Consider the following 23,033-nt stretch of genomic DNA (forward strand, 5'->3'; position numbering starts at 1 on the left):
TTAGGAGCACACATGAAGGCACTGCCCGTTGAACCCAGCTCTGCCCCGGTGGCCATCGGCTCACGGATCCGTGCCGCCCGTCAGTCACAGCGGCTCACGATTGAGCATGTGGCCGACGCGACCGGGCTGACCAAGGGGTTCCTGAGCCGCGTGGAGCGTGACCTCACCTCTCCCAGTGTCGCGTCCCTCGTGACACTGTGCCAAGTCCTGTCCATTTCCATCGGCGAGCTTTTTGCCGCCCCCGAGACGCACCTGACGCGCCGCGGTGAGGGCCCGCGCATCTCGCTGGGGGGCGAGGGCATCGTGGAACGGCTGCTCACCGCCCGCTCGGAGCGCCGCCTGCAAATCCTTGGCACCACCATCGAACCGTTTGGCCGCGGCGAATCCGAGCTGTACGCCGTCGACTGTGACGTTGACGTGCTGCACATCGTCAGCGGCGAGCTGACGCTGATCATGACCCAGGAATCGTACGACCTGCAGGCCGGGGACACGCTCTCCTTCCCCGGCCGGGAGCCGCATTCCTGGGAGAACCGCTCCGCCGCCCCCGTGGAGGCCCTGTTCATCCTGGTCCCCGCCGCCTCCGGATCGGGCTACTGACGCCCACGAGCCGCCAAGCGGATACCTAAGTTCCCACCGGCCCGTTCACGGCAAATTCAAAGCCAGCACGTTGATCCTTGAAGACAGGACACAACGCCAAACTTGGACTTTGAGAGCGAGGGCCCGTCATGGCACGAACAGCCGACGGCAGGAAAATCGCCCAGACGGTCACGTCCGTGGTGGCCATGGGCGCACTGGGGACGGCGGCACTGGGCAGCGTTGCATTGGATGGCACCATCAACGCCGCCAACGCAGCCAAGGCCGCAACGACCCAAAACAGCGGCACCACGACGCCGGACCCGTCCTCGGACTCAGGTTCCTCACCGGACTCCGGCTCACAGTCCGGCTCCTCCTCCGGCACCCAGCTGCTGCCCGGCAACGGAAGCGCCAGCCACTCCCGGTCGGCGGGATCCTGACGTGGCGCCGGATGACGCCACGGCCCGCCGGTCCTGGCAGGTGTGGGGACTGTCCGCCTCGGTGGTGGTGACCGATCCCGGGCAGGCCGATGCCGCGGCCAGGCTGGCACAAGGGATGCTCGACGCCGTCGACCTCGCCTGCAGCCGCTTCCGCACGGACTCGGAACTGGCGGTGCGGCGCGGGGACCTGGTGCACGGCGCCACCGTGTCTCCGCTGCTGGCCACCCTGATGGAGTCAGCCTTGGCGGCGGCCCGGTGGACGGGCGGCGCCGTGGACCCCACCCTGGGCGGGGACCTCATTTCCCTCGGCTACGACGCGGATTTTGCTTCCCTCCCCGGGCCCGGAAGGAACGACGGCGCCCGGTCGGCCGGCCGCTTGGCTGCCGGTCCGTCCTCCACAGGACTTTCGTCCGCCGGCAGGTCCCAGGCGCACGCGCCCCAGCCCAGTGCCCTCCTGCCCGGCGCGCCCCAGCCGCACGAGCCCCGCGCGCCCGGCTGGACTCGCATCGCCCTGGACAGCAGGTGCCTGACTGTTCCCGCGGACGTCACCGTGGATCTCGGCGCCACGGCCAAGGCGGTGGCGGCGGACATGGCGGCGGCGCGGATCGCCGTCGAACGTGGCTGCGGCGTGCTGGTGAACCTGGGCGGCGACATCGCCACCGCGGGCCCGGCCCCGGACGGGGCGGCCGGGCACTGGCAGGTCCTGGTCCAGGACACGCCCGGCGACCCCGCCCAGCAGGTGTCCCTGCCGGCGGGCCGCGCGCTGGCGACCTCCAGCACGTCCAAGCGCCGCTGGCAGCAGGCCGGCGCGCTGCGCCACCACATCCTGGACCCGCGCTTCGGACTGCCGGCCGACGCCGTCTGGCGCAGTGCCAGCGTCGCCGCGCCCACCGCGCTGGAGGCCAATGCGTACAGCACCGCCGCCATCGTCAAGGGGCATGCGGCCGCCGCCTGGCTGCGGGATTCCTCCGTCAGCGCCCGTCTGGTGGACCAGGGCGGCCGCGTCCTGACGACGGCGGGCTGGCCCGCGCCCGAGCTGGCGGGAGCTGGTTTCCATGGATGACGCCATGTGGGCCTTTGCCCGGGTCAGCGGCCTGGTGTCCATGGTGCTCCTGACGGGTTCGGTGCTGTTGGGCATTCTGGCCAGGTCCGGGCGGCCGCTGCTGGTCATTCCGCGGTTTTCCGTTTCACTGCTGCACCGCAACATTTCGCTGCTGGCAGTGGTGTTCCTTGTTTTCCATGTGACGCCCCTGCTGCTCGATTCCTACGCGCGGGTCAACCTGGTGGACGTGGTGGTCCCCTTCCTGGGCAGCTACAGGGGGTTTTGGCAGGGCCTGGGCACGGTGGCCCTGGACCTGATGGCCGCCGTGGTGGTCACCAGCGCCCTCCGGCACCGGCTGGGACAGCGGACATTCCGTGTGGTGCACTGGGCCAGCTATGTCATGTGGCCGCTGGCGCTGGCGCACTCCGTGGGGAACGGAACGGACGGGACGAGCGCGCCGGTGGTGGCCGCCGCCGTCGTACTCACCGTGGCTGTGCTGGCCGCGGCGGCGTGGAGGGTGTCGGCCGGCTTCCTGGAGACGGCGTCGCTGCGGGGCAGTGGTGGAACCGCCCGGAACGGGTGGCGGCCATGAGCGCGGACACGGCGGTGGAGCCGGTGGAAAGGGGCGCTGCCGGGCAGTCCGCCGCTTCCCGGCTGTTCGCTGGCGGCGCCAACGCCGGGCATGCTGCGCACCTCGCGGCCTACGGCACGATGCCGCGACGCGCGCCGGGAGGATCGCTGGCGCAGGAGCTGGAGGCCTCCGGGCTGACCGGCCGCGGCGGCGCGGGGTTCTCCGCGTGGCGGAAGTTTGCCGCCGTCGACCTCTCCCGCAGGCCCAACAGGTATGCGCGGCGGACGGGCGCGCCGGTGCTCATCGCGAACGGCGCGGAAGGCGAGCCGCTCAGCTTCAAGGACGCCACGCTGCTGCACAACGCCCCGCATCTGGTCATCGACGGGCTGCTCGCGGCGGCGGAGGCACTCGGCGCGGGCAGCATGTTCATCTATGCCGGCGCGGCACGGCTGGAACCTGTGGCCGCGGCGCTCGCCGAACGGGCGGATGCCCGGAGCATTGCGCTGCTCGAGGCACCGGACACCTTTGTGGCCGGCCAGGCCAGCGCCGTGGTCAATTTCCTGGAGACCGGCAGGGCGCTGCCCCGCGACCTTGCAGGACGGCTGGCCGAAAGTGGCTTCAAGGGCCGCCCCACACTGGTCCACAACGTTGAAACGTGGGCCCACGTCGCCCTCGTGGCCCGCTACGGGGCCGACTGGTTCCGCGCCGAGGGCACTGCGGAGGACCCGGGCACGCGGCTGGTGTCGGTGACCGGCAACGTCCCGTCGGAGGTGGTGCTCGAGGTGCCCGGCGGTGCCGGCCTGGGCGACGTGCTCGCGTCGGCGGGGGTGGGGCTCGACGCCGTTTCCGCCGTCCTGGTGGGCGGGTACCACGGGTGCTGGGTCCGGCCTTCGGGAATGGTGCTTTCGACGGGGGCGCCGTCCGGTGGCGCGCCGTCTGGGCCGCCGTCCCCCGGGGCGCCGTCCGCGGGCTGGGTCCGGCCGGGCGCCGGAGTGTTGCACGTGCTGGGTGTGGGCCGGTGCGGCCTCGAGGCCACGGCACGGATGGTGGATTATTTGGCGGGGGAGTCGGCACGCCAATGCGGCCCATGCATGTTCGGGCTGCCGGCGCTCGCGGACGTCATGAAGCGTCTCGCTGCCGGCTCGGGCGCGCCGGACCTGGTGCGCGAGGTGGAGCGGCTGTCGGCCCTGGTGTCCGGCCGCGGCGCCTGCCACCACCCGGACGGCACGGTGCAGCTCATCCACAGCGCACTGGAGACATTTGCCGACGACGTCCGGTGGCACCTGGCGGGACAGTGCCTTGCGGCAGCCCGGGCAGACGGAGCGGCGCAATGAACGCCGGCGGGCCGGCGGCGCGGCTGCACATCGACTGGACCGTGTGCGACGGACGTGGACTCTGTGCCGAACTGCTTCCGGAAGCGCTCACGCGCGACGACTGGGGCTACCCGCTCGCCGCGCCCGGCCGGATCCGCGGCAGCGGCGACGCGACGAACGTGCCCCTGACCGGCGCAGAACTCGTCCCGGCCATGGACGCCGTGAAGCTCTGCCCGCTTCTGGCCCTGCGCATCACCCGCCCCTGAATGCGGACGCTCCTGCAGTTGTGGGGGTGTTTGGCCGGACGCTCCTGCAGTTGTGGGGGTGTTTGGCCCGGCGATAGTCAGTCGCGTTGGTGTTTGACCCGACGCGCTTGCTGTTGGAGGCTTTCAGGGTTGTCGCCGGGCCTTCCTGCTCCTTGCGCCAAACGTTGACGGCAACCAGTGACGTGGTAACCAGGGCGCCCGTAGACAGCAGCCACAACGGAAAACCGCCGATGTCGGCAGCGGAACCGTCAAAGCCCATCGACAAGAGGAGTCCTCCCATTGCCGCCGAGGCCACTGCCGAAACCGCCGTGGCGGTGAATAGCCAAAGAATGGCGCGGCTCCGCTTCAACGAGCCCTTGGGCGCCACCAGCAAGAAGGCTAGGGGAGTAGCCACGGCCAAGCCGATCGTGGCGATGTAGGCGGGGCCATACAGGAGCTCCGTGCGGGGGAACGCAAGCCCGGCGACAGCAGCCGATACCGCCAGCACTCCGGGAAGGGGTTGGGCGTGGGGAGAATGCGTCCGTTTGCTCCAGTGTGCTCCCACGTGATCCCCCAAGTCCCGGTGACTACCGTGGTAGCCACCATTCCACTGTCGAGTGCATGATCAGCATATGCCGCCCCGGATCTGCGGGAGGGTCGTCAGCCGACGTGCACCCAGGGGCGCTGGGTCAGGTCAGGCTCGGCCTCGCGCAGCACCTCGCGGGTGACAGGCGCGATCTCGCCTTCGCCGAAGAAGAGGAACTTGAGGAGGTTGGCGATGGGGTTGCCTTCGTTCCAGCGGAAGTAGATGTGGGGGATGACTCCGGTGGCGTCGCGCACGTGGAGCAGGACGGCCGCCACGGTGTTGGGCACGGTGGAGCCGTGCACCTCGAGGATCTTGAACCCGTAGAGCTCAATGCCGCGCACTTCCAGTGCCGTCTCGAAGTCGGAGGAGTCGTCCACGATGACCTCCAGGAAAAGGGCGTCCTGCGGGTCGCCGATCTCGTTGACGGTGGCTGCGTGGCTGAGCTTGCGGCGGTAGGCAGCGGCGTCGCGGGTCTTGGGGTCGTGGGAGATGAAGCGGATCGTCCCCTCGTCCACGGCTGCAACGTATTTCATGGCGGCCTCGTCCATGCGGATGTACGTGGCCCTCAGCTCGAAGGCGCGCCGCATGCGGGACAGCAAGCTGACGCCCACGATGCCGGCGATGAACAGCGCCGCAATTTTCAGCCCGTCCGGGCGCTCGATGGAGTTCGCCACCGTGGTATAGATGAACGCCACGGACACGGCGCCAAAGCCGATGGTCTGCGCCTTTTGCTTTTTGCGCTTGGCCGAGAGGGTGACGGCAATGGCGGCGGAGGTGATCAGGACCAGGACACCGGTGGCATAGGCGCCGCCCTGGGCGTCGACGCTGGCCTTGAAGGCGAGCGTGATGACGACGGCGATGACGCCGAACACCAGCACCAGGGGCCGCACGGCGCCGGCCCATTCCGGGGCCATGCCGAAGCGGGGCAGGTAGCGCGGCACCAGGTTGAGCAGGCCCGCCATCGCGGAGGCGCCGGCAAACCACAGAATGGCGATGGTGCTGAGGTCGTACACCGTGCCGAAGCCTTGGCCGAGAAGCTGGTGGGCCAGATAGGCCAGGGCGCGGCCGTTGGCGGCCCCGCCCGGCTGGAACTCCGCCGCGGGAATGAGGATGGTGGTGGCCAGCGAGGAGGTGATCAGGAAGGTGCTCATGATGACGGCCGCCGTCGTCAGCAGCTTGTGTGCCCCGGCGATCCGGCCCGTCGGCTTGTCCTCGGTGTCGCCCGGGCGCCCCTTGATCTGGGGCATGACCGCCACGCCGGTCTCGAAGCCGGACAGGCCCAGTGCCAGGCGGGGGAAAACGAGCAGGGCGATGGCCACCACCATGACGGGGTTGCCATGCTGGGTGGTCAGGGCCGTCCACCAGTCCGCGGTGAGGAGGGGGCTGCCCAGGGCCTTGACCAGCGCGACGGCGATCACCACCAGGTTCAGCGACAGGAACACGGCTACCAGGACCACGGCAATTCCGATGGCCTCCTTGAATCCGCGAAGGAACACGGCGGCCAGGGCAGCGACCAATACCAGGGTGATGACGATGTTTTGTCCGTGGAGGAAGGCGGGCGCAAACGGGTTTTCAATCACGTGTGCCGAGGCATCGGCGGCGGAAAGCGTGATGGTGATCATGAAATCCGTTGCGGCAAAACCCAGAAGGGCCAACACGAACAGCTTGCCCCACCACCGGGGGAGCAGGCGCTCCAGCATGGCGATGGAGCCGGCGCCGTGCGGGCTTTCCCGGGCCACGCGCTTGTACACGGGAAGGGCTCCGAAAAGGGTCACGATGACAAGGACGATGGTGGCCAGCGGCGCCAGCACTCCGGCCGCCAGTGCGGCGATGGCGGGCTGGTAGCCGAGGGTGGAAAAGTAGTCCAGCCCGGTCAGGCACATGACCCGCCACCAGGTGTGCGGCTTGTGCTCGGCGTCGGGGCGCCCGTGGGGACCCTGGTGCTTTCCTGAACTTTCGGGCATGCCTTCCATGAGCCATAGGCGAAACGCCATGGTGCCCTTCGGCTTGAGCGGGGTCCCGGGATCCGCTGGGGGACGGGAGAGGGAAGTCACGGGAGGATCCTTTCGCCCATGGACGCGCGGCACTAGTCCGCCCATTGGCGGCTCAGTGAGACTAACACTGCAAGCTCGCGGGAAACCCGGTTTTGACGAAATCTTGACGCATGTGTTTTCGCCCTGGCCCGACGTCGAACGGAATTCCCTTTGAGACAACTTTTGATTCACATTAGGCAACTTCAGTTGTACGATGGTGAACGTAGACCGCCCGTGACGCAGGTCTACTGCCTATGAAACGAGGGACGTCCGTGAAAGAGATCCGCATCGAGGCCAATGGGAACCTGGGGCCCATCGATTCCTCCCAAATTCCACGCTATGCGGGTGCTGCCACGTATGCGCGGCTGCCCCGGCTGGACCAGATAGCCAAGGCTGACGTGTCCGTCGTCGGCGTCCCCTTTGACAGCGGCGTCTCCTACCGGCCAGGTGCGCGGTTTGGCGCCAACCACGTCCGTGAAGCGAGCAGGCTGCTGCGCCCGTACAACCCGGCCTGGGACGTGTCCCCGTTTGAAAACTGCCAGGTGGCGGACGCCGGGGACATGGCCGTGAACCCGTTCAACATCAACGAGGCCATTGAGACCATCCAGCACAATGCACTGGACCTCACGGCGGGCGGCTCGAAGCTGATGACCATCGGCGGGGACCACACCATCTCGCTGCCGCTGCTGCGCGCCGCCGCCGAGCGCGCCGGCGAGCCGGTTGCCATGCTGCACTTCGACGCGCACCTGGACACCTGGGACACCTACTTTGGCGCCGAATACACCCACGGCACCCCCTTCCGCCGCGCCGTCGAGGAAGGCCTGCTGGACACCGAGGCCATCTCGCACGTGGGCACCCGCGGCCCGCTGTACGGCAAGAAGGATCTCGACGACGACCACCGCTTCGGCTTCGGCATCGTCACCAGCGCCGACGTCTACCACCAGGGCGTGCTGGAGACCGTGGCGAAAATCCGCGACCGCATCGGCAAGCGCCCCCTCTACATCTCCGTGGACATCGACGTCCTGGACCCCGCGCATGCCCCCGGCACCGGCACCCCGGAGGCCGGCGGCATCACCAGCCGCGAACTGATCGAGATCATCCGGGGCTTCCGCGGCATGAACCTCATCGGCGCCGACATCGTGGAGGTGGCGCCCGCCTACGACCACGCCGAAATCACCGGCGTCGCCGCCAGTCACGTGGGCTTTGAGCTCATCTCCCTGATGGCGGACAACCATGTCCCCGGCGACCGTTTCGGCGCCGCGAACGGCTATGCCGCGCAGTCGCTCGATGCTGAAGCACGACGCCGGCCGGCCGGCTTTGCTGCCCGGACCGTCGCCACGGGCGGTGCCGAGTGAGTGACGCGGCAATCGGCCAGACGACCGATTTTGACCCCGGCGCCCCGGCAGCCCCGGCGAGGGGAACCACCCAGCGCAACGGCGGGGACCTCGTCGTCGAAACCCTGACGGCCCTGGGCGCGAAGACCGTCTTCGGCATCCCGGGCCAGCACGCGCTGGGCCTGTTCGACGCCCTCAGCCGCTCCCCGCTGCACTTCGTCTCCTCCCGCGTGGAGAACAACTCGGCGTTCGCCGCGGACGGCTATTCGCGCGCCACGGGCGAGGTGGGCGTGCTGTTCCTCTCGACCGGTCCCGGCGCCCTCACCGCGCTGGCCGGCCTCCAGGAGGCGTATGCCACGGGCGTGCCGATGATCGTGGTCGCCAGCCAGATCCCGCTGGAAGGCCTGGGGGCCCGGCGCAAGGGCATGCTGCACCAGCTCGATGACCAAAAGGCGTCGGCGGCCAACGTCACCAAGAGCCAGCGGCTCATCCAGCACGCCTCCGGCATCCCCTCCGCGATCCAGGACGCCTGGACGGAGGCCGTGTCCTCGCCGCAGGGACCGGTGTGGATCGAGGTTCCGCAGAACGTGCTGCTGGATCCGATCTTTGTGCCCGCCGTCGAGGACGCCCTGGCCGAGCCCTTCGACAACCCGCCCCGGGTGGAGCTGGTCCGCGAGGCCGTCACATGGCTGACCGAATCCAAACGCCCCGCCATCGTGGCCGGGGGAGGGGTGCGCCGGGGACGGGCCCGGGCGCAGCTGCTGTCCATCGCCGAGAAACTCAACGCCCCGGTGGTCTGCACGCCCGGCGGCAACGGGGCATTCCCCTGGAACCACGAGCTCTCGCTGCAGTCGTGGGTCGAGGACCGCTACGTCACCGAGGTCCTGGAGGATGCCGACGTCCTGGTGGTCATCGGCTCGTCCCTGGGCGAGGTGTCCAGCAACTACTTCACCATGGAACCGCGCGGGCGCATCATCCAGATCGACGCCGAACCCCGGGTCCTGGAGTCCAACCGCCCTGCGCTGGGCATCCGGGCCGACGCCGGGCAGGCCCTGACGGCGCTCGACGACGCCCTGGACGCGTCGCTCAGTGCCGACGCCGACTGGCACGGCGCCACGCCCCAGGCGGTGGTGAAGGAGACGCTCGCCAAGGTTGCCCAGCGTCTCGACGGGCAGGACCTGTCCGTCGAACGAAAGTTCATGGCGGACATCCGCGAGGCGGTCCCGGCGGACATGCAGACGTTCTGGGACATGACCATCTCCGCCTACTGGGGCTGGAGCTGCTGGGACTCCCGCGACGGCGAATTCCACTCGGCCCAAGGCGCCGGCGGCCTCGGCTACGGCTTCCCCGCCGCCATTGGCGGAGCCCTCGGCCTCCAGGGCCAGGGCAGGCCCGCCCGCGTGCTGGCCGTGGCCGGCGACGGCTCCTCCATGTACTCCATCTCCGAATTGGCCACGGCCAGGCAGCACAACGCGCCGGTCACCTGGCTGATTGTGGACGACGGCGGCTACGGCATCCTGCGCGAGTACATGGTCGGCGCTTTCGGGAAGGCCACGCACACGGAGCTGGCCCGCCCGGACTTCGTCAAGCTCGCGGAAGCCTTCGGCGTCCCGGCCCGGCGAGTCAGGCCCGAGGATGTCGGGGACGCGCTCAGGGAAGGCTTCGCCGCGGACGGGCCGAACGTCGTCGTGGTTGACGTGCTCCTGAAGATGTTCGGGCCCACGCACCTGGACATCTGAAGTTCCGAACCGGAGGGGCCCGCTGCCGGGGAGCGGGAACAGGCTGGCGCCGCGGACGAAGGCCAGGAAATAGAACCGACCGGGCCTTGGAGTGGACCGAGCTGGCACCGCTCATTGGCCCCAGTTTGGTGGGAGAGGTGGAAAGGAAGGCCGCCCAATTCACCGTTGAGGTCACGAGGGAGACGCTTCAGGCCGTCGGGGCGGCTGAAAGCCCTGATTCGGGCGAGCGAGAAAAGTGGCAGGCGGCGCTCCAACGGCTGAATGAACATCTTTTCGGGCTGAAGTTTCGGGACGAGATACTTCGCGTCACGCAGGAGCGCCTGTCCGCCATCAGCGGTGGAGTCCTGAAAGGCGTGGACATTGGCTCGGACAGGTTGGTGGGGCGCCACCAAACCGACGTCGCCTTCAAGGTCGTCGAAGTGAGTGTCGGAAAGCTGAATAGGACATTGATCGCCCACAGCGCGAAGCAGGATGACCCGTTTGTTGCCTGCCAGCTGCTTGAATCCGGATTGCAGGGCGGAATTGCGTCCTTGGGGTAGCCGGTGCGGGTGTCTGCGGGCCGGCAAGCAGAGCGCGTGATCACACGATACGCCCACACGCCGGCGGATCCGTCAAAGCGGATAATGGGAGCCATGGAGCCTGCGGTGCGCTTTGAGACGGTGGTGGACCTGTTCGCGGAGATGCCCGGCATCACCCCGCCCGACGCCGGACGCGGCTTTGGGCGGTCGGCCCTGCGGATCGACGGGCGGATCTTTGCGATGCTGGTCCGCGGCCGCTTCGTGGTGAAGCTGCCGGCGGGCCGCGTGGACGCGCTGCTCGCGGCGGGTGAGGGTGGCCGCTTCGACGCCAACAAGGGCAAGCCCATGAAGGAATGGTTCGCCGTTGCCCCGGATTCGACCTTGGACTGGGGCACGCTGGCGGCCGAGGCGCTGGATTTTGTCCGCGGGCGCGGACCGGCAGGGACCTAGACGGGGCCGCATGGCGATTGTGTACAAGGCCGAGCTGCGGCCTTCAAAAATGGAACTCCTGGCCCAATGGCTGCCGCAACAGCCGTGGTTCAGCGGTGACTCAAAGGCATGGGTCCGGCTTGGCTCCTTTCGCTGTGACGACCCCGACGGCGAGGTGGGCCTCGAGACCCTCCTGGTCGGCGCCGGGGCCGGTGCCTGCCAGGTGCCGCTGAGCTACCGGGCCGCACCGCTGGACGGGGCCGCGGCGTTCCTTGTCGGCACCATGGATCGCTCACGCTGCGGATCGTCCGCGCACTGGACCTCTCCGCCGTCGTGCATGGTGAGCCCGCGCTGACAGCGTCCCGGGCGGGGCAGGACACGCCGGTACAGCTGGCGGCCCTGGCAGCCGGACCCGTCGCGTCCTAGGGATGCGCCCGGGAAAGCTTGTCGGCGTTTTGCTCCGTCAGGCACCCAGAGTGTCGGCATGCCGGTGGGAGACCTTCCATGCCCCGTCTTCCCGCCGATAGACCTGCGTGGCCCGGAGGGTGTAGGTCCGGGGCTGGCCGTCCACGGACGCCGAGGTGTGCTCCAGGGCCGAGGTGTAGGCCATGCCGTCGGCCACGTCGTACGCCTGCAGTTCAACTGCGTAGGACGTGCAGTCGGAAAATGAGTGCTCAAGGTAGGTGAAGACCTCCTCAAGCTGTCGCTGTCCAAAAGCGTCGCGCCACGCACCCAGCAGGCTCACGGGCTCATTGCGGGACCAGATGGCCCGGCGCGGAGCCGCGTTCCCATTGTGGAGCGCCACTTCCGCCTGGTACAAGGTGGAGTTGACCCATGCCAGAAAATCTTCCCGGTTGTCCATGGTCCAGTATCGCGCCATCTGCCGTCCAGTGAAATCCCTCAGTTGAACAAGTTCAAAAATGGTGATTGACTCAATACTGAACACGTTCAAAAACAAGGGGTCCAGATGGTCGGCAACAAAAGTGCGCAAACCCGGGTGCTGGTGCTGGAGACGGCGCTGGCCATGTTCCGCAGCAAGGGCTATGCCAAGACCACTATGCGGGCCATTGCCGTCGAGGCCGGCGTTTCCCTGGGCAGCGCCTACTACTACTTCGCGTCCAAGGACGAGCTGGTCCTGGAGCTCTACCGGGAATCCGTCGCGGAGCAGCGGGCAGCCGCCTCCAAGGTGTTGGGAACCACGAATGGCTTGGCCGGGAGGCTGGGGGCTGCCATGCACGCCGGCCTTGACGCGCTCGCTCCGTATCACAGCTTTGGCGGGGCGTTCATGGGCAGCGCACTGCCGCCGCAATCTGCCGTCAATCCGTTTGGCGAGGCGTCGCGCGAGGTCCGGGAGTCCGCCGTCGGAATATTCACGGAGGTTGTGGCCGGCACAAAAGTTCCCCCGTTCCTCCGCACCAGGCTGCCCGAGCTGCTGTGGCTCGCCTACATGGGGATCGTGCTGTTTTGGGTGTACGACCGCTCCGAAGGCCAGCGCCGCACGCGCACCCTGGTCGACGGCGCGGCACCGCTGATCGGCAAGCTCGTCTCCCTGTCCAGGCTGCCGGTGGTCAAGCCGCTGGTCGAGGAGGCGCTCGAGCTCAAGGACCGGGTGCAGCCATGAAACTGGCCGTGATCGCCGGAGCCTCCGGATTCATCGGCACGCACTTTCGGCGCGAGTTGGAAGCCGCCGGGTGGCAGGTCCGCAGCGTCGGCCGGACGACGGGCGACGCCACCTGGGGAGACACCGCGGCCATCGCCGGGGTGCTCGAAGGCGCCGACTTCCTGCTGAACCTGGCCGGCAAGTCGGTGTCCTGCCGCTACAACGCACGCAACAAGGCGGAAATTGTCCGGTCCCGGCTCGAGACAACGGCGGAGCTGGGCCGCGCCATCGCCGCATGCCGCGTTCCGCCCCTCGACTGGTTCAACGCCAGCACGGGCACCATCTACCGGGATGCGCGGGACCGGCCCCACGCCGAGGACGACGGCGAACTTGGCTCGGGCTTCTCCGTGGACGTGGCGCGGGGCTGGGAAGGGGCGCTCGCGGCGGCAGCCACCCCGGCGACGCGGAAGATCCCGCTGCGGATCACCATTGTCATGGGCCCGGGTGGCGGCGTGATGCGGCCCTTCGTGAACCTGGCCAGGCTGGGGCTGGGCGGGGCCATGGGAGGCGGCGGGCAGAAGTACAGCTGGATCCATGTGGACGACCTGATCCGCGCCGTGCTGTTCCTGCACGGCCATCCCGAACTGCACGGCCCCGTCAACATTGCTTCGCCCCGTGTGGTCGACAACCGCGAGCTCATGGCGGCGGTGCGCCGGAACGTGGGTGTTCCGTTCGGATTGCCCACCCCCGCCTGGCTGCTGAAAATGGGTGCGGTGGTGATACGCACGGAACCTGAGCTGGTGCTCAAAAGCCGGTGGGTGTGGCCCGCGAAGCTGCAGGACGCCGGATTCACCTGGCAGCATCCGGACATGGACGGCGCGCTGGCTGACATTATGGCAGGGGACCGCTGACATGGCGGGACCGGGTCGGGACTCAGGAATTTGGCAGGCTCAATCGCCGGGATTTCGGCGGGCACAATCACACGGTCCTTCGTATGGTTTTCCGGTCGCTGCCGTGTTTGGCCTTCCACTGGCAGTCCTGGTGGCCTGGCCGCTGCGCCGGATTCGCAGCCAGTGGCTCCACGTGGCCGCCCTTGCCCTGGCCACCGGGCTTGCGTTCTGGATCGCAGTCGCCGGTATGGGCGGGTGGGCCAATCTGCTTTCGGGGTGGGGTGTGGGCCTGTTCGCCGGCGACTGCGCAGCCATCGGGCGTGCCGCTGTCATGCCCATGGTCGCCCGGCGGAACGGACGGCCCCCGACGCCGCCCGCAAAAGGCCCCACAGCCTCATGGTGAAAGGATGGGCCAGCAGATCGATGGCCGCCTGCACGCGGCGTCGATCCGCAGCCCCGAAAGCCCGCCGTCCGATAGGCTCGGCCCATGAGCAACGCGGCCACCATCAATGTCACCACGCGCACCATCGAGCTGGCCGAACTCGGCCCCGACTCCCCATTGCCCACGGTGCAGCCGCTGCTTGAGCCGCCCTACGTCGTGGACGGCGGCATTCCCGAGGAAATCGTCGAGGGTGCCCGCTGGGGCAGGGCGAAAAACATGTACCCCTACCCGCTGCAGGATGCGTACACGCGGGGGACCAGCGCAACGGAGCTGACCGCCGTCGTACTTGAAAATGGGCACCTCAAGGCCACGTTCCTGCCGCAGCTGGGCGGGCGGCTGTGGCAGCTGACCGACAAGGACGCGGGCAAGGAACTGCTGCACACGGGGGACCGCATCCAGTTCGCCAACCTGGCGCTGCGCAACGCGTGGTTTGCCGGCGGCATCGAGTGGAACATCGGCACGCGCGGGCACTCGCCCACCACCTGCGCGCCGCTCCACACCGCGGTTGTGCACACGCCCGAGGGGCAGGAGGTGCTGCGCATGTGGGAGTTCGACCGCCTGCGCGAGGTGGTGTTCCAAATTGACGCGTGGCTGCCGGCCGGTTCCAAGGTGCTGTTCACGGCGGTGCGCATCCGCAACCCGAATGACCATGCCGTGCCGATGTACTGGTGGAGCAACGCCGCCATTCCAATGGGCCCGGCAACGCGGGTCATCGCCCCGGCCGCGCGCGCCTACGCCACGGGCTACGACGGCTCCATGGCCGTGGTGCGGCCCGCCGACTTCCACGGGATCGACGCCACCTGGCCCGCCCGGAATCCACATGCGGCGGACTTCTTCTTCGACCTGGCCCCGGAGCAGCGCCGCTGGGAGGTCGCCATGGACGACGCCGGAGACGGGCTTGCGCTCATCTCCTCACCCCGGCTGCGGGGCCGGAAGCTGTTCGTCTGGGGCGAGAACGCCGGCGGCCACCGGTGGCAGGAGTGGCTGACGCCTTCCTCGCAGGGCGCGGAGCCGCGGCGGTATGCGGAGATCCAGTCGGGACTGGCCCAGACCCAGTTTGAACACGTGCCGATGCCGGCCGGGACGTCGTGGCAGTGGGTCGAGGCCTACGGCAACGCGCGCTTGGACCCTTCCCAGGCCGGTGGCGCCTGGGACGCCGCCGGTGGACATGCCGGGGAAAGGGTGGATGCCCTGGTTTCCGAAGAGGCCGTGGAGGCGGCGCTCGCCGACTCCACGCGCTGGGCGGACGTGGCTCCCACGGAATTTGTGGTGGCCGGCAGCGGCTGGGGTGCGCTGGAGCGGGCCCGTCGGCATGCGTCCGGCATGGACTGGATTGACGAGTCCGGCACGCCGTTTGCCGACGAAAGCCTGACCGCCGACCAGGCGCCGTGGCTGGACCTGCTGACGGCGAACGCCGGCATTGTGGAGAAGCCCTTCGAGGCGTCGGTTGCGGAGGAGGCGCGCCAGCCGTTTGGCGGGGCTGGATCGTTTGTCAGGGGCCTGGACTGGGAGGACCTGCTCGCGGCCGCACGCAACGAAAGCGCCGAGGCCGCGTTCCACCACGCGGTCATGGTCCACGCCCGGGCGGACGCCACGAGCGCCGAAGACATGCAGGCCGTGATTGGGATGTATCGGCGGGCCATGGGGGGCCTTGTCACCGCTGACACGTTCGCGGCGGGAAACCATCCGGACGGGATCGTCGGGGCCGGCGCACCGCTGGGCAACCGAAGCCGGCCGCTGGCGCTCCGGGGCTTGGGCCTGGCGCTGATGGCTGCCGGGGACGTCGACGAGGGACTGACTCAACTCAATTTCGCCTGCCACTACGCGCCCGGCAACCGTGCCCTGCTGCTGGAAGCCATGTCGCTGGCCGTGGACAACGGCTGGCCGGAAATGGTGTTTGACGTGCTTGAAGGGGCGCCGGCATCCATGCTGTCGCTGGGCCGGGTGAAGTTCCTGCAGGCCAGGGCCCATGCTGACGCGGGGAACAGGGGTGCAGCGGCCGCGATCCTCAAGGCAGGGATTGAAGTGCCGGACCTGCGCGAGGGCGCCAATTCCATCACCGAGCTGTGGCGGCGCGTCTGTCCGGGGGAGGACGTGCCCGAGCAGTATCAATTCAGCATGCGCTGAGCACGAGGGGGATCGATGGTGCAGCTCCTGCGGGTTGCCGGCCGCCCCCATTGAATTCTGGGAATCGATGGTGCAGCTCCTGCGACTTAGGCCCGGTCCAGGTCGCGGGAGCTGCACCGTCGATTTCTGGGGCCCGGTCCAGGTCGCGGGAGCTGCACCGTCGATTTCTGGGGCCCGGTTCAGGTCGCGGGAGCTGCGCCGTCGATTTCCGTGGCCGGGTTCAGGGCCTCGCTGTGTCCGCCACCGGCCACCGGATGGCAGGAACCCGCATTGACACCGGCCTGTGAGCCGTGTCATAGTCATGTCATGAACTTGTCAGACAGCTGGACAGCCGGACAGCATCAGATTGTCCGGGTGAGCGCGGCGGAGGCCGTCTTTAAGGCCGTCCGGGACGCCATCGAAGGCGGCCAGCTCGCCGTGGGGTCCAAGCTGAGCTCCGAAACGGCGCTGGCGCAGCGATACGGCGTCAGCCGTTCCGTGGTCCGCGAGGCACTGCGCTCCTGCACGGCGCTTGGGCTGACCGCCACGCAGACCGGCAAGGGCACGTTCGTGATCGCCAACCGCGCGCCCGGCGACCTGGTCTTGGGCCAGTTTTCGGCCCGCAGCCTCATGGAGGCCCGCCCGCACATCGAGGTGCCGGCCGCCGAGCTCGCCGCCACGCGCCGCACCGAGGAGCAGCTGGAACAAATGCGCGGCATCATTGAGGACATGGCCGGGGAGGACGACCCCGAAATCTGGGTCAGCCTGGACGGCAGCTTCCACGCGGCCATCGCCACCGCCAGCGGCAACGGGGTCTTCGAGCGGGTGGTCCACGACATCCGCGGCGCCATGGTCAACCAGTCGGAAACCCTCAACCTCATCACCGGCCGCCGCCTCAAGTCCGACCACGAACACCGCCTCATCCTGGACGCCATCGCCCGCGGCAACTCCGGGGAGGCCGGCCGCGCCATGGCCGTCCACCTCAACGCCGTCGACGCCGCCCTGACCTTGATTATTGGAGACACCGACGCATGACATCCACACAATTCCCGGCCCACGCGCCCCTCGCCGTGCAGACGCGCGGTTCCATGGTGGAGAGCGTCCACTACGGTTCGCTGGCGGCAGTGAAGCCCGACGGCGGGACCCTCCTTTCGCGCGGGGAGCCCACCGCCCGCATGTACCCCCGTTCGGCATTGAAGCCGCTCATGGCCGTGGCGATGCTCCGCGCCGGCGTGGACCTGACGGACCAGCAGCTGGCCCTGGCCGCCGCCAGCCACTCCGGCGCCGCCGGGCACCAGGAAACTGCCGAAAAAATCCTGGCCGACGCCGGTCTGACTGTGGACGATCTCGGCAACTCCACCGATTTGCCCTACGGCACCGCCGAACGCACTGCCTGGCTGGCCGCCGGCCACGGCCCCACGCACCTGGCGCAAAACTGTTCAGGCAAGCACGCGGCGCTGCTGGCCACCTGCGTGGCGAACGGCTGGCCCGTGGAAACGTACCTGGACCACAACCACCCGCTGCCCGCGCTGATCCGCGAGGTGGTGGCCGAGCTGACCGGGGAGGAACTGACGGACATCAGCACCGACGGCTGCGGCACCGAGGTCTTCGCGCTGTCCTTGACCGGCATGGCGCGGGCGTTCAGCCGGCTCACCACCGCGGCACGGGGGACGCCCGAGCACCGCGTGGCCGACGCCATGCGCGGCAATCCGGAGCTGGTGGCGGGCGAGGGCCGCGACGTGACCGCGCTGATGCGCGCGGTTCCGGGCCTGTTGGCCAAGGACGGCTTTGAGGGTGTCCAGCTCATCGCGCTGGGCGACGGCGGTGCGGTGGCCCTGAAAATTTCCGACGGCGGTGACCGTGCCCGCATGCCGGCCGCGGTGCCGGCGCTGCTTGCCCTCGGCGTCGAGGCAGCCTTGCTGGAACCGTTCAACAACCTTCCCGTGCTGGGCGGCGGACACGAAGTCGGCACCCTCCACGGCCTCCCCTACTGACCCTCCTGCAGATCCGGGGCGTTTCGGGCTGACCCTCCTGCAGATCCGGGGCCCTTTCCACCGACCCTCCTGCAGATCCGGGGCCCTTCGGCGTGACCCTCCCGCAGTGCCTGCCCGTTGCGGGATCCCAGCCAGCGAACCCACATCCCCTAAATACTGCAACCACCGTCCTGTACATATTCGCCCTGCCTTCATCCAAGGAGCACCATGACCCACCTGACCGCGACCCCGCTGGACCCCCTCACGGCGCCCGCCCCCGCCGTCGTCCGCAGCGAACACGACCTCATCGGCGACCGTGACGTGCCGGCCGCCGCCTACTGGGGCGTGCACACCCTGCGCGCCGTGGAAAACTTCCCCATCACGGGCCTGCCGTTGTCGACCAACACGCACCTCGTTAACGGGCTCGCAATGGTTAAGCAGGCCGCCGCCCAGGCCAACCACGAGCTGGGCCTGCTCGACGACGAGCGCGCCGGCGCGATCGTCCAGGCCTGCCAGGAAATCATCGCCGGCGAACTGCACGACCAGTTCGTGGTGGACGTCATCCAGGGTGGCGCGGGGACGTCGTCGAACATGAACGCCAATGAGGTCATCGCCAACCGGGCCCTGGAAATCCTCGGACACAACAAGGGCGATTACCAGTACCTCCACCCGAACGACCACGTCAACCTCAGCCAGTCCACGAACGACGTCTACCCGACCGCCGTGAACGTGGCCACGATTTTCGCCGCCAAGTCGCTGGTGAAGGCGATGGAATACCTGTGCGACGCTTTTGCCGCGAAGGCCGTGGAGTTCCGCACCGTGGTGAAAATGGGGCGCACGCAGCTGCAGGACGCCGTGCCCATGACGCTCGGCCAGGAGTTCAACACTTACGCGGTGACCATGGGGGAGGACCGGGCGCGGCTTGCCGAATCAACCCTGCTGGTGCACGAAATCAACCTCGGCGCGACGGCCATCGGCACCGGGCTCAACGCTCCCCAGCGCTACTCGGAACTGGCCTGCCGCCACCTGGCGGAAATTTCCGGGCTGCCGCTGGTCACCTCCGCGGACCTGATCGAAGCCACCCAGGACGTCGGCGCGTTTGTGCACCTGTCCGGCGTCCTCAAGCGCGTGGCCGTCAAGCTGTCCAAAATCTGCAACGACCTGCGCCTGCTCTCTTCCGGCCCGCGCGCCGGACTGGGCGAGATCACACTGCCCGCCGTGCAGGCAGGATCCTCGATCATGCCCGGCAAGATCAACCCGGTGATCCCGGAAGTGGTGAACCAGGTCGCCTACGAGGTCATCGGCAACGACGTCACCATCACCATGGCGGCGGAAGGCGGACAACTCCAGCTCAACGCCTTTGAACCGGTCATCGTGCACAGCCTGACCAAGAGCATGCGCCACCTTGAAGCGGCGTGCCGCACCCTGGCTGACAAGTGCATCCGGGGCATCACCGCCCACGAGGACAAGCTGCGGGCCCAGGTGGAGCACTCCATCGGGCTGGTTACAGCGCTCAACCCGCGCCTGGGCTATGCGGCATCGACGATGATCGCGCTCGAGGCGCTCTCCTCCGGCCGCGGCGTGGCCGAACTTGTCCTAGAGCACAAGCTCCTGACGGCCGAACAACTGGACGAGCTGTTGCGTCCGGAACACCTGGCCAACCTCAACGATTAAGCACGCGGCCCGCAAAGGCGCGGGCCGCATTCACCGATAGGCAAGCGTATGCACAACCAAACGAAAACGGACTCTTCCGACCTGGTACAGGACGTCCCGAACGCGGCCCTGACGGCGGAAGACGCCGGCCTCCACAAGGGGCTCAAGTCCCGCCAAATCCAGATGATAGCCATCGGCGGGGCCATTGGCACGGGCCTCTTCATGGGCGCCGGCGGACGCCTCGCCGGCGCCGGTCCCGCCCTGATGTTCAGCTACGCGATCTGCGGCTTTTTCGCCTTCCTGATCCTGCGGGCGCTGGGCGAACTGGTCATCCACCGGCCGTCGTCGGGCTCCTTTGTCTCCTACGCCCGCGAATTCTTCGGCGAGAAGGCCGCCTTTGTCTCCGGCTGGCTGTACTGGCTGAACTGGGCCATGACCGCCATCGTGGACATCACCGCGATCGCCCTGTACATGCACTTCTTCGCCAAATACGTGCCGTGGATCGGCGCCGTGCCCCAGTGGGCGTGGGCACTGGGCGCGCTGTTGCTGGTGCTGGGCCTGAACCTGGTCTCGGTGAAGGTATTTGGCGAAATGGAGTTCTGGTTCGCGCTGATCAAGGTGGTGGCCCTCGTCGGTTTCCTGGTGGTTGGCACCTACTTTGTCATCTTCGGCACGCCGGTGGCCGGCCAGCAGGTGGGCTTCAACCTGATCGCGGACCACGGCGGATTCTTCCCCAACGGGCTCCTACCCGTGGTGGTGGTCATGCAAGGCGTGGTGTTTGCCTACGCCTCGATCGAGCTCATCGGCACGGCAGCCGGCGAAACGCAGAACCCCGAAAAGGTCATGCCCAAGGCCATCAACACCGTCATCATCCGCATCGCCGTCTTCTACGTGGGCTCGCTGGTTCTGCTGTCACTGCTCCTGCCGTACACCGCCTACAAGGCGGGGGAAAGCCCGTTTGTGACGTTCTTCGGCTCGATCGGGGTCCAGGGCATGGACTCCATCATGAACCTGGTGGTGCTCACCGCGGCCATGTCCTCGCTGAACGCGGGCCTGTATTCCACCGGCCGCATCCTGCGCTCCATGTCCCTGGCCGGCTCCGCGCCGAAGTTCGCCGCGAAGCTGAACAAGCGCGGCGTCCCGTACGGCGGCATCGCCCTGACGGCCATCGTTGCCGGGCTCGGCGTGATCCTCAACGCCGTTGTTCCGGCGTCGGCGTTTGAAATTGTGCTGAACATGGCGGCGCTGGGCATCATCGCGTCCTGGGGCATGATCGTGCTGTGCCAGCTGGCCCTATACCGTCTGTCGAAGAAGGGCCTGGCCATCCGGCCGGCATTCCGGATGATTGGTGCGCCGTGGACCGGCTATCTGACCCTTGCCTTCCTGTTGGCAGTCGTTGTCCTCATGGCGTTCGACAAGCCCGTGGGCACCTGGACGGTGGCTTCGATTGTGGTCATTGTCCCGGCCCTGATGATCGGCTGGTACGCCTCCCGCGGCCGCATTAACGAGATTGCCGCCGGGCGCGACGGCTTTACTGGCGCCCACCCGGTGATCGCCCACCACAGCCACGCGACGGCAGCCGCCGACGCCGCCGACGCCGGCTCCAACAGTGGCCCCGCGGCGCCCTAGCGGATGACCCTCATGCCGGGGCCGATGTGGTGCGACTGCAGGCCGCGTTCCGCCGCGTCCAGGCGCTCGGCCAGATTTGCCTTGGCCTGCTCAACCTGGCCAGCAAGCACCAGTCGGCAGAATTCCTCGTGCTGGGCCAATCCGTGGGCAGTGATGCTTTCGTCAGCCTCCCGGCGTGCTATGACCAGGCGCAGCCGCGTCATGAGGGCCTCATGGGTTTGCGAGAGGATCTGGGACCTCAGGAAACCGACGGTGCGTGCATGGCACAGCGAATCCGCCTGGACAAAACCAAAGACGTCATCGTTCTGCACCGCCTCGCGCATCCCGTCCACGGCACGCTTGAGGAGTTCCAGCTCGTCGCCGGTGGCAGTTCGTGAAGCTTCCACGCCCGCCAGCTCCAGCACCCTGCGCGCGCGGTAGATCTCGGAAATGTCCTCCGCGTCCAGGCTTGTCACTTCAAGGACGCGGGTCGCCGGATTGCGGACCAGCAGACCCTCGTTCACCAGGGTGTTCAGCGCCTGGCGCACGGTGGCGCGTGAAATGCCCAGCTCCTGGGCCATGGCGTCCTCGGTGATCCTGGCCCCGGGTGCCACGTCCCCATTGAGGATTTGTTGTCGCAGTGCCGAGGTGCTCAACTCCGCAGTGGTGGTGCGTTGGATCTTGTTCACGGTGTGATGCTCCTGAGGTCCGTCTGTCTTCCCTGCCGGGGTCCTGCCGGTGTCGTTGGCTGTTGTGCCCAGTGTATTGGGTTCACTGTTCGCCGGGGCGGCGGGGCGCCGGCAGGCTTGCCGGGTGTTCGCCCTCCAGCAGGCGGGACGGCCTGAACCCGTCAAAGAGTGGTTCGGGTTCGCCATGGATTTCGGCCACGACGCCGGCACCCAGCAGGGGTGCCAGGGTCACGCCGCTGTGCGTGGCGACCAGATACAGCCAAGGTTCGCCGGCCACTGTACCGATGACGCTCCGGCCGTCGGCAGGCATGGCGCGCCGGCCAACGCCCAGTTCGCTGATGGAGGCATTCCCGGTGTTGCGCAGCATTGCCTGGAGCCGGCGGGTGAATTCGGCGGCCAGCGGTGATTTTGCGTCCGGCGTGCTGTCCGGCTCGGCCGTGGCGTCAAGGTCCAGGGCCTGGAGCATCAGCCTCCCTCCTCCGGCCGGCCTGACATTGAGTTCCGGGCTGGTGACCAGCCTGGTGATGTCGGCGGACAGCGGGTTCGTGACGGCAAGATAGCCCACCGTGACGTCGCCAGGTTCCCGATAGTCGGTCATGACCGGCCCCAGGCCCGCTGCGGCAGTTATCGAATTGGTCCACCGGCCGGCTGCGCTGACGACGTGGTCAACCAGGATCGTCGACCCGTCGCTGAGGACCACCTGGGCTCCGGAAGCCGTGCCCGCGAGGCGCTCCACCCCCACCCCGGCGAGGACCCGCAGCCTGTGCAGTCGCGCCTCGGCCAGCCGCGCCCGGATGTACAGGTTGGGGTAGCAGTGGGCCTCGCGGGGGAAGATCGCAACAATTTCGCAGCCGGCGGGGACCACCAGGTCCGGCACCAGCTCCCGGGCGTAGCCGGGGGCGATCTTTTCCGCCGCGTAGCCAAGTTCGGCCAAGCGGTCCAGGCGCCCGAGCAGTTCGGTGGCGTGCTCGGCGTCGGTGGCGAACTCCACGTGTCCCGTGGGCGCAAACCAGTCCGCGCCGTCCGCAGCCAGGCGGTAATGGGCGTCCATGCCTGCACGGTTGAGTTCGAAATAGTCCTGGGGATCCTTGTTGTTTGAATTGACCCACCCATAGGACAGCGACGACGTCCCGGATCCCGGGAAGCCTTTGTCTATGAGGGTAACCTCGGCCCCCCTTGCGGCCGCCTCCGCGGCGATGGACACACCGATCATGCCGGCCCCGATTACTGCGATTTTCATGTTGGATCC

24 protein-coding genes are annotated in these 23,033 nt (G+C 68.2%); 20 read left to right on the forward strand and 4 right to left on the reverse strand.

Features of this window, described 5'->3' with window-relative positions; translation table 11 throughout:
- The first annotated feature begins 12 nt into the window (after window positions 1-12).
- The 7 genes from DMB86_RS05680 (at window position 13) to DMB86_RS20245 (ending at window position 4,624) form a co-directional block, all read left to right on the forward strand.
- Window positions 13-597: a cupin domain-containing protein gene (locus DMB86_RS05680; RefSeq protein WP_113716930.1), complete on the forward strand. Its 585-nt coding sequence runs from the start codon at window positions 13-15 to the stop codon at window positions 595-597.
- A 128-nt stretch (window positions 598-725) separates the two neighbouring features.
- Window positions 726-1,013 (forward strand): hypothetical protein, encoded by a 288-nt coding sequence (locus tag DMB86_RS20515; RefSeq protein ID WP_113716931.1) that lies wholly within the window; start codon window positions 726-728, stop codon window positions 1,011-1,013.
- A gap of 1 nt (window position 1,014) precedes the next feature.
- Window positions 1,015-2,076 carry an FAD:protein FMN transferase gene (locus DMB86_RS05690; protein WP_227878613.1) on the forward strand — a complete coding sequence of 354 codons (1,062 nt, stop codon included), beginning with the start codon at window positions 1,015-1,017 and terminating at the stop codon, window positions 2,074-2,076.
- Complete coding sequence (locus DMB86_RS05695; protein ID WP_227878614.1) at window positions 2,069-2,647, forward strand: ferric reductase-like transmembrane domain-containing protein; 579 nt, start codon at window positions 2,069-2,071, stop codon at window positions 2,645-2,647. The genes DMB86_RS05690 and DMB86_RS05695 overlap by 8 nt, the downstream gene beginning before the upstream one ends.
- Window positions 2,644-3,960: an NADH-ubiquinone oxidoreductase-F iron-sulfur binding region domain-containing protein gene (locus DMB86_RS05700; protein ID WP_227878615.1), complete on the forward strand. Its 1,317-nt coding sequence runs from the start codon at window positions 2,644-2,646 to the stop codon at window positions 3,958-3,960. The genes DMB86_RS05695 and DMB86_RS05700 overlap by 4 nt, the downstream gene beginning before the upstream one ends.
- Entirely contained in the window at window positions 3,957-4,205 is a 249-nt protein-coding gene (locus DMB86_RS05705) for a ferredoxin (RefSeq protein ID WP_113716933.1), read from the forward strand. The genes DMB86_RS05700 and DMB86_RS05705 overlap by 4 nt, the downstream gene beginning before the upstream one ends.
- Window positions 4,206-4,435: 230 nt before the next feature.
- Window positions 4,436-4,624 carry a hypothetical protein gene (locus tag DMB86_RS20245; protein WP_129545475.1) on the forward strand — a complete coding sequence of 63 codons (189 nt, stop codon included), beginning with the start codon at window positions 4,436-4,438 and terminating at the stop codon, window positions 4,622-4,624.
- Between the two features lie 220 nt (window positions 4,625-4,844).
- Here DMB86_RS20245 and DMB86_RS05715 read toward each other — a convergent pair whose 3' ends face one another.
- Window positions 4,845-6,824, reverse strand: coding sequence for an amino acid permease (locus DMB86_RS05715; protein ID WP_113716935.1), 1,980 nt, complete (start codon window positions 6,822-6,824; stop codon window positions 4,845-4,847).
- Between the two features lie 251 nt (window positions 6,825-7,075).
- Here DMB86_RS05715 and speB point away from each other — a divergent pair, with 251 nt between their 5' ends.
- The 5 genes from speB to DMB86_RS05740 all read left to right on the forward strand — a co-directional run bounded on the left by speB (window position 7,076) and on the right by DMB86_RS05740 (window position 11,178).
- On the forward strand, window positions 7,076-8,158 hold the full coding sequence (speB, locus tag DMB86_RS05720) for an agmatinase (RefSeq protein WP_113716936.1): 1,083 nt from the start codon (window positions 7,076-7,078) through the stop codon (window positions 8,156-8,158).
- 11 nt (window positions 8,159-8,169) lie between these two features.
- A complete protein-coding gene (locus DMB86_RS05725; protein ID WP_113719360.1) occupies window positions 8,170-9,876 on the forward strand; it encodes a thiamine pyrophosphate-binding protein in 1,707 nt (568 codons plus the stop codon).
- A gap of 86 nt (window positions 9,877-9,962) precedes the next feature.
- Window positions 9,963-10,415: a hypothetical protein gene (locus tag DMB86_RS05730; RefSeq protein WP_113716937.1), complete on the forward strand. Its 453-nt coding sequence runs from the start codon at window positions 9,963-9,965 to the stop codon at window positions 10,413-10,415.
- A 36-nt stretch (window positions 10,416-10,451) separates the two neighbouring features.
- Complete coding sequence (locus DMB86_RS05735) at window positions 10,452-10,844, forward strand: TfoX/Sxy family protein (protein WP_227878617.1); 393 nt, start codon at window positions 10,452-10,454, stop codon at window positions 10,842-10,844.
- Window positions 10,845-10,854: 10 nt separating this feature from the next.
- Window positions 10,855-11,178: a maltokinase N-terminal cap-like domain-containing protein gene (locus tag DMB86_RS05740; RefSeq protein ID WP_113716939.1), complete on the forward strand. Its 324-nt coding sequence runs from the start codon at window positions 10,855-10,857 to the stop codon at window positions 11,176-11,178.
- A gap of 108 nt (window positions 11,179-11,286) precedes the next feature.
- Here DMB86_RS05740 and DMB86_RS05745 read toward each other — a convergent pair whose 3' ends face one another.
- The gene (locus DMB86_RS05745; RefSeq protein WP_113719361.1) at window positions 11,287-11,685 is read right to left on the reverse strand and encodes a nuclear transport factor 2 family protein; all 399 of its coding nucleotides are present in this window, start codon (window positions 11,683-11,685) and stop codon (window positions 11,287-11,289) included.
- Between the two features lie 105 nt (window positions 11,686-11,790).
- On the opposite strand from DMB86_RS05745, the gene DMB86_RS05750 reads away from it, so the two are divergent.
- From DMB86_RS05750 to DMB86_RS05785, 8 genes are all read left to right on the forward strand, one after another.
- Window positions 11,791-12,444: a TetR/AcrR family transcriptional regulator gene (locus DMB86_RS05750; RefSeq protein WP_113716940.1), complete on the forward strand. Its 654-nt coding sequence runs from the start codon at window positions 11,791-11,793 to the stop codon at window positions 12,442-12,444.
- On the forward strand, window positions 12,441-13,334 hold the full coding sequence (locus DMB86_RS05755; protein WP_113716941.1) for a TIGR01777 family oxidoreductase: 894 nt from the start codon (window positions 12,441-12,443) through the stop codon (window positions 13,332-13,334). Before DMB86_RS05750 ends, DMB86_RS05755 begins: the two co-directional genes overlap by 4 nt.
- 103 nt (window positions 13,335-13,437) lie before the next feature.
- Entirely contained in the window at window positions 13,438-13,716 is a 279-nt protein-coding gene (locus tag DMB86_RS05760) for a hypothetical protein (RefSeq protein WP_113716942.1), read from the forward strand.
- A gap of 84 nt (window positions 13,717-13,800) precedes the next feature.
- Window positions 13,801-15,882 carry a DUF5107 domain-containing protein gene (locus DMB86_RS05765; RefSeq protein WP_171814381.1) on the forward strand — a complete coding sequence of 694 codons (2,082 nt, stop codon included), beginning with the start codon at window positions 13,801-13,803 and terminating at the stop codon, window positions 15,880-15,882.
- A gap of 306 nt (window positions 15,883-16,188) precedes the next feature.
- Window positions 16,189-16,896: a FadR/GntR family transcriptional regulator gene (locus tag DMB86_RS05770; RefSeq protein WP_113716943.1), complete on the forward strand. Its 708-nt coding sequence runs from the start codon at window positions 16,189-16,191 to the stop codon at window positions 16,894-16,896.
- Window positions 16,893-17,855: an asparaginase gene (locus DMB86_RS05775; RefSeq protein ID WP_113716944.1), complete on the forward strand. Its 963-nt coding sequence runs from the start codon at window positions 16,893-16,895 to the stop codon at window positions 17,853-17,855. Before DMB86_RS05770 ends, DMB86_RS05775 begins: the two co-directional genes overlap by 4 nt.
- A gap of 207 nt (window positions 17,856-18,062) precedes the next feature.
- Entirely contained in the window at window positions 18,063-19,508 is a 1,446-nt protein-coding gene (gene aspA, locus DMB86_RS05780; protein WP_113716945.1) for an aspartate ammonia-lyase, read from the forward strand.
- A gap of 48 nt (window positions 19,509-19,556) precedes the next feature.
- Window positions 19,557-21,116 carry an amino acid permease gene (locus DMB86_RS05785; RefSeq protein WP_113716946.1) on the forward strand — a complete coding sequence of 520 codons (1,560 nt, stop codon included), beginning with the start codon at window positions 19,557-19,559 and terminating at the stop codon, window positions 21,114-21,116.
- Here the strand turns inward: DMB86_RS05785 and DMB86_RS05790 are convergent.
- Window positions 21,113-21,784: a GntR family transcriptional regulator gene (locus DMB86_RS05790; RefSeq protein ID WP_171814382.1), complete on the reverse strand. Its 672-nt coding sequence runs from the start codon at window positions 21,782-21,784 to the stop codon at window positions 21,113-21,115. The two genes, DMB86_RS05785 and DMB86_RS05790, sit on opposite strands and share 4 nt — an antisense overlap.
- Before the next feature lie 82 nt (window positions 21,785-21,866).
- Complete coding sequence (locus DMB86_RS05795) at window positions 21,867-23,024, reverse strand: NAD(P)/FAD-dependent oxidoreductase (RefSeq protein WP_171814383.1); 1,158 nt, start codon at window positions 23,022-23,024, stop codon at window positions 21,867-21,869.
- Window positions 23,025-23,033 lie beyond the last annotated feature (9 nt).

Source organism: Arthrobacter dokdonellae, from assembly GCF_003268655.1.
Taxonomy (GTDB): Bacteria; Actinomycetota; Actinomycetes; order Actinomycetales; family Micrococcaceae; genus Specibacter; species Specibacter dokdonellae.

Excerpts from the sequence above, each read along its gene's own strand:
- DMB86_RS20515 (WP_113716931.1), top strand. The coding sequence starts at position 726 with ATGGCACGAACAGCCGACGGCAGGAAAATCGCCCAGACGGTCACGTCC.
- DMB86_RS05705 (WP_113716933.1), top strand. The coding sequence starts at position 3,957 with ATGAACGCCGGCGGGCCGGCGGCGCGGCTGCACATCGACTGGACCGTG.
- aspA (WP_113716945.1), top strand. The coding sequence starts at position 18,063 with ATGACCCACCTGACCGCGACCCCGCTGGACCCCCTCACGGCGCCCGCC.
- DMB86_RS05745 (WP_113719361.1), bottom strand. The coding sequence starts at position 11,685 with ATGGACAACCGGGAAGATTTTCTGGCATGGGTCAACTCCACCTTGTAC.
- DMB86_RS05680 (WP_113716930.1), top strand. The coding sequence starts at position 13 with ATGAAGGCACTGCCCGTTGAACCCAGCTCTGCCCCGGTGGCCATCGGC.
- DMB86_RS20245 (WP_129545475.1), top strand. The coding sequence starts at position 4,436 with ATGTCGGCAGCGGAACCGTCAAAGCCCATCGACAAGAGGAGTCCTCCC.
- DMB86_RS05765 (WP_171814381.1), top strand. The coding sequence starts at position 13,801 with ATGAGCAACGCGGCCACCATCAATGTCACCACGCGCACCATCGAGCTG.
- DMB86_RS05785 (WP_113716946.1), top strand. The coding sequence starts at position 19,557 with ATGCACAACCAAACGAAAACGGACTCTTCCGACCTGGTACAGGACGTC.
- DMB86_RS05695 (WP_227878614.1), top strand. The coding sequence starts at position 2,069 with ATGGATGACGCCATGTGGGCCTTTGCCCGGGTCAGCGGCCTGGTGTCC.
- DMB86_RS05795 (WP_171814383.1), bottom strand. The coding sequence starts at position 23,024 with ATGAAAATCGCAGTAATCGGGGCCGGCATGATCGGTGTGTCCATCGCC.
- DMB86_RS05750 (WP_113716940.1), top strand. The coding sequence starts at position 11,791 with ATGGTCGGCAACAAAAGTGCGCAAACCCGGGTGCTGGTGCTGGAGACG.
- DMB86_RS05740 (WP_113716939.1), top strand. The coding sequence starts at position 10,855 with ATGGCGATTGTGTACAAGGCCGAGCTGCGGCCTTCAAAAATGGAACTC.
- DMB86_RS05755 (WP_113716941.1), top strand. The coding sequence starts at position 12,441 with ATGAAACTGGCCGTGATCGCCGGAGCCTCCGGATTCATCGGCACGCAC.
- DMB86_RS05770 (WP_113716943.1), top strand. The coding sequence starts at position 16,189 with ATGAACTTGTCAGACAGCTGGACAGCCGGACAGCATCAGATTGTCCGG.
- DMB86_RS05775 (WP_113716944.1), top strand. The coding sequence starts at position 16,893 with ATGACATCCACACAATTCCCGGCCCACGCGCCCCTCGCCGTGCAGACG.
- DMB86_RS05700 (WP_227878615.1), top strand. The coding sequence starts at position 2,644 with ATGAGCGCGGACACGGCGGTGGAGCCGGTGGAAAGGGGCGCTGCCGGG.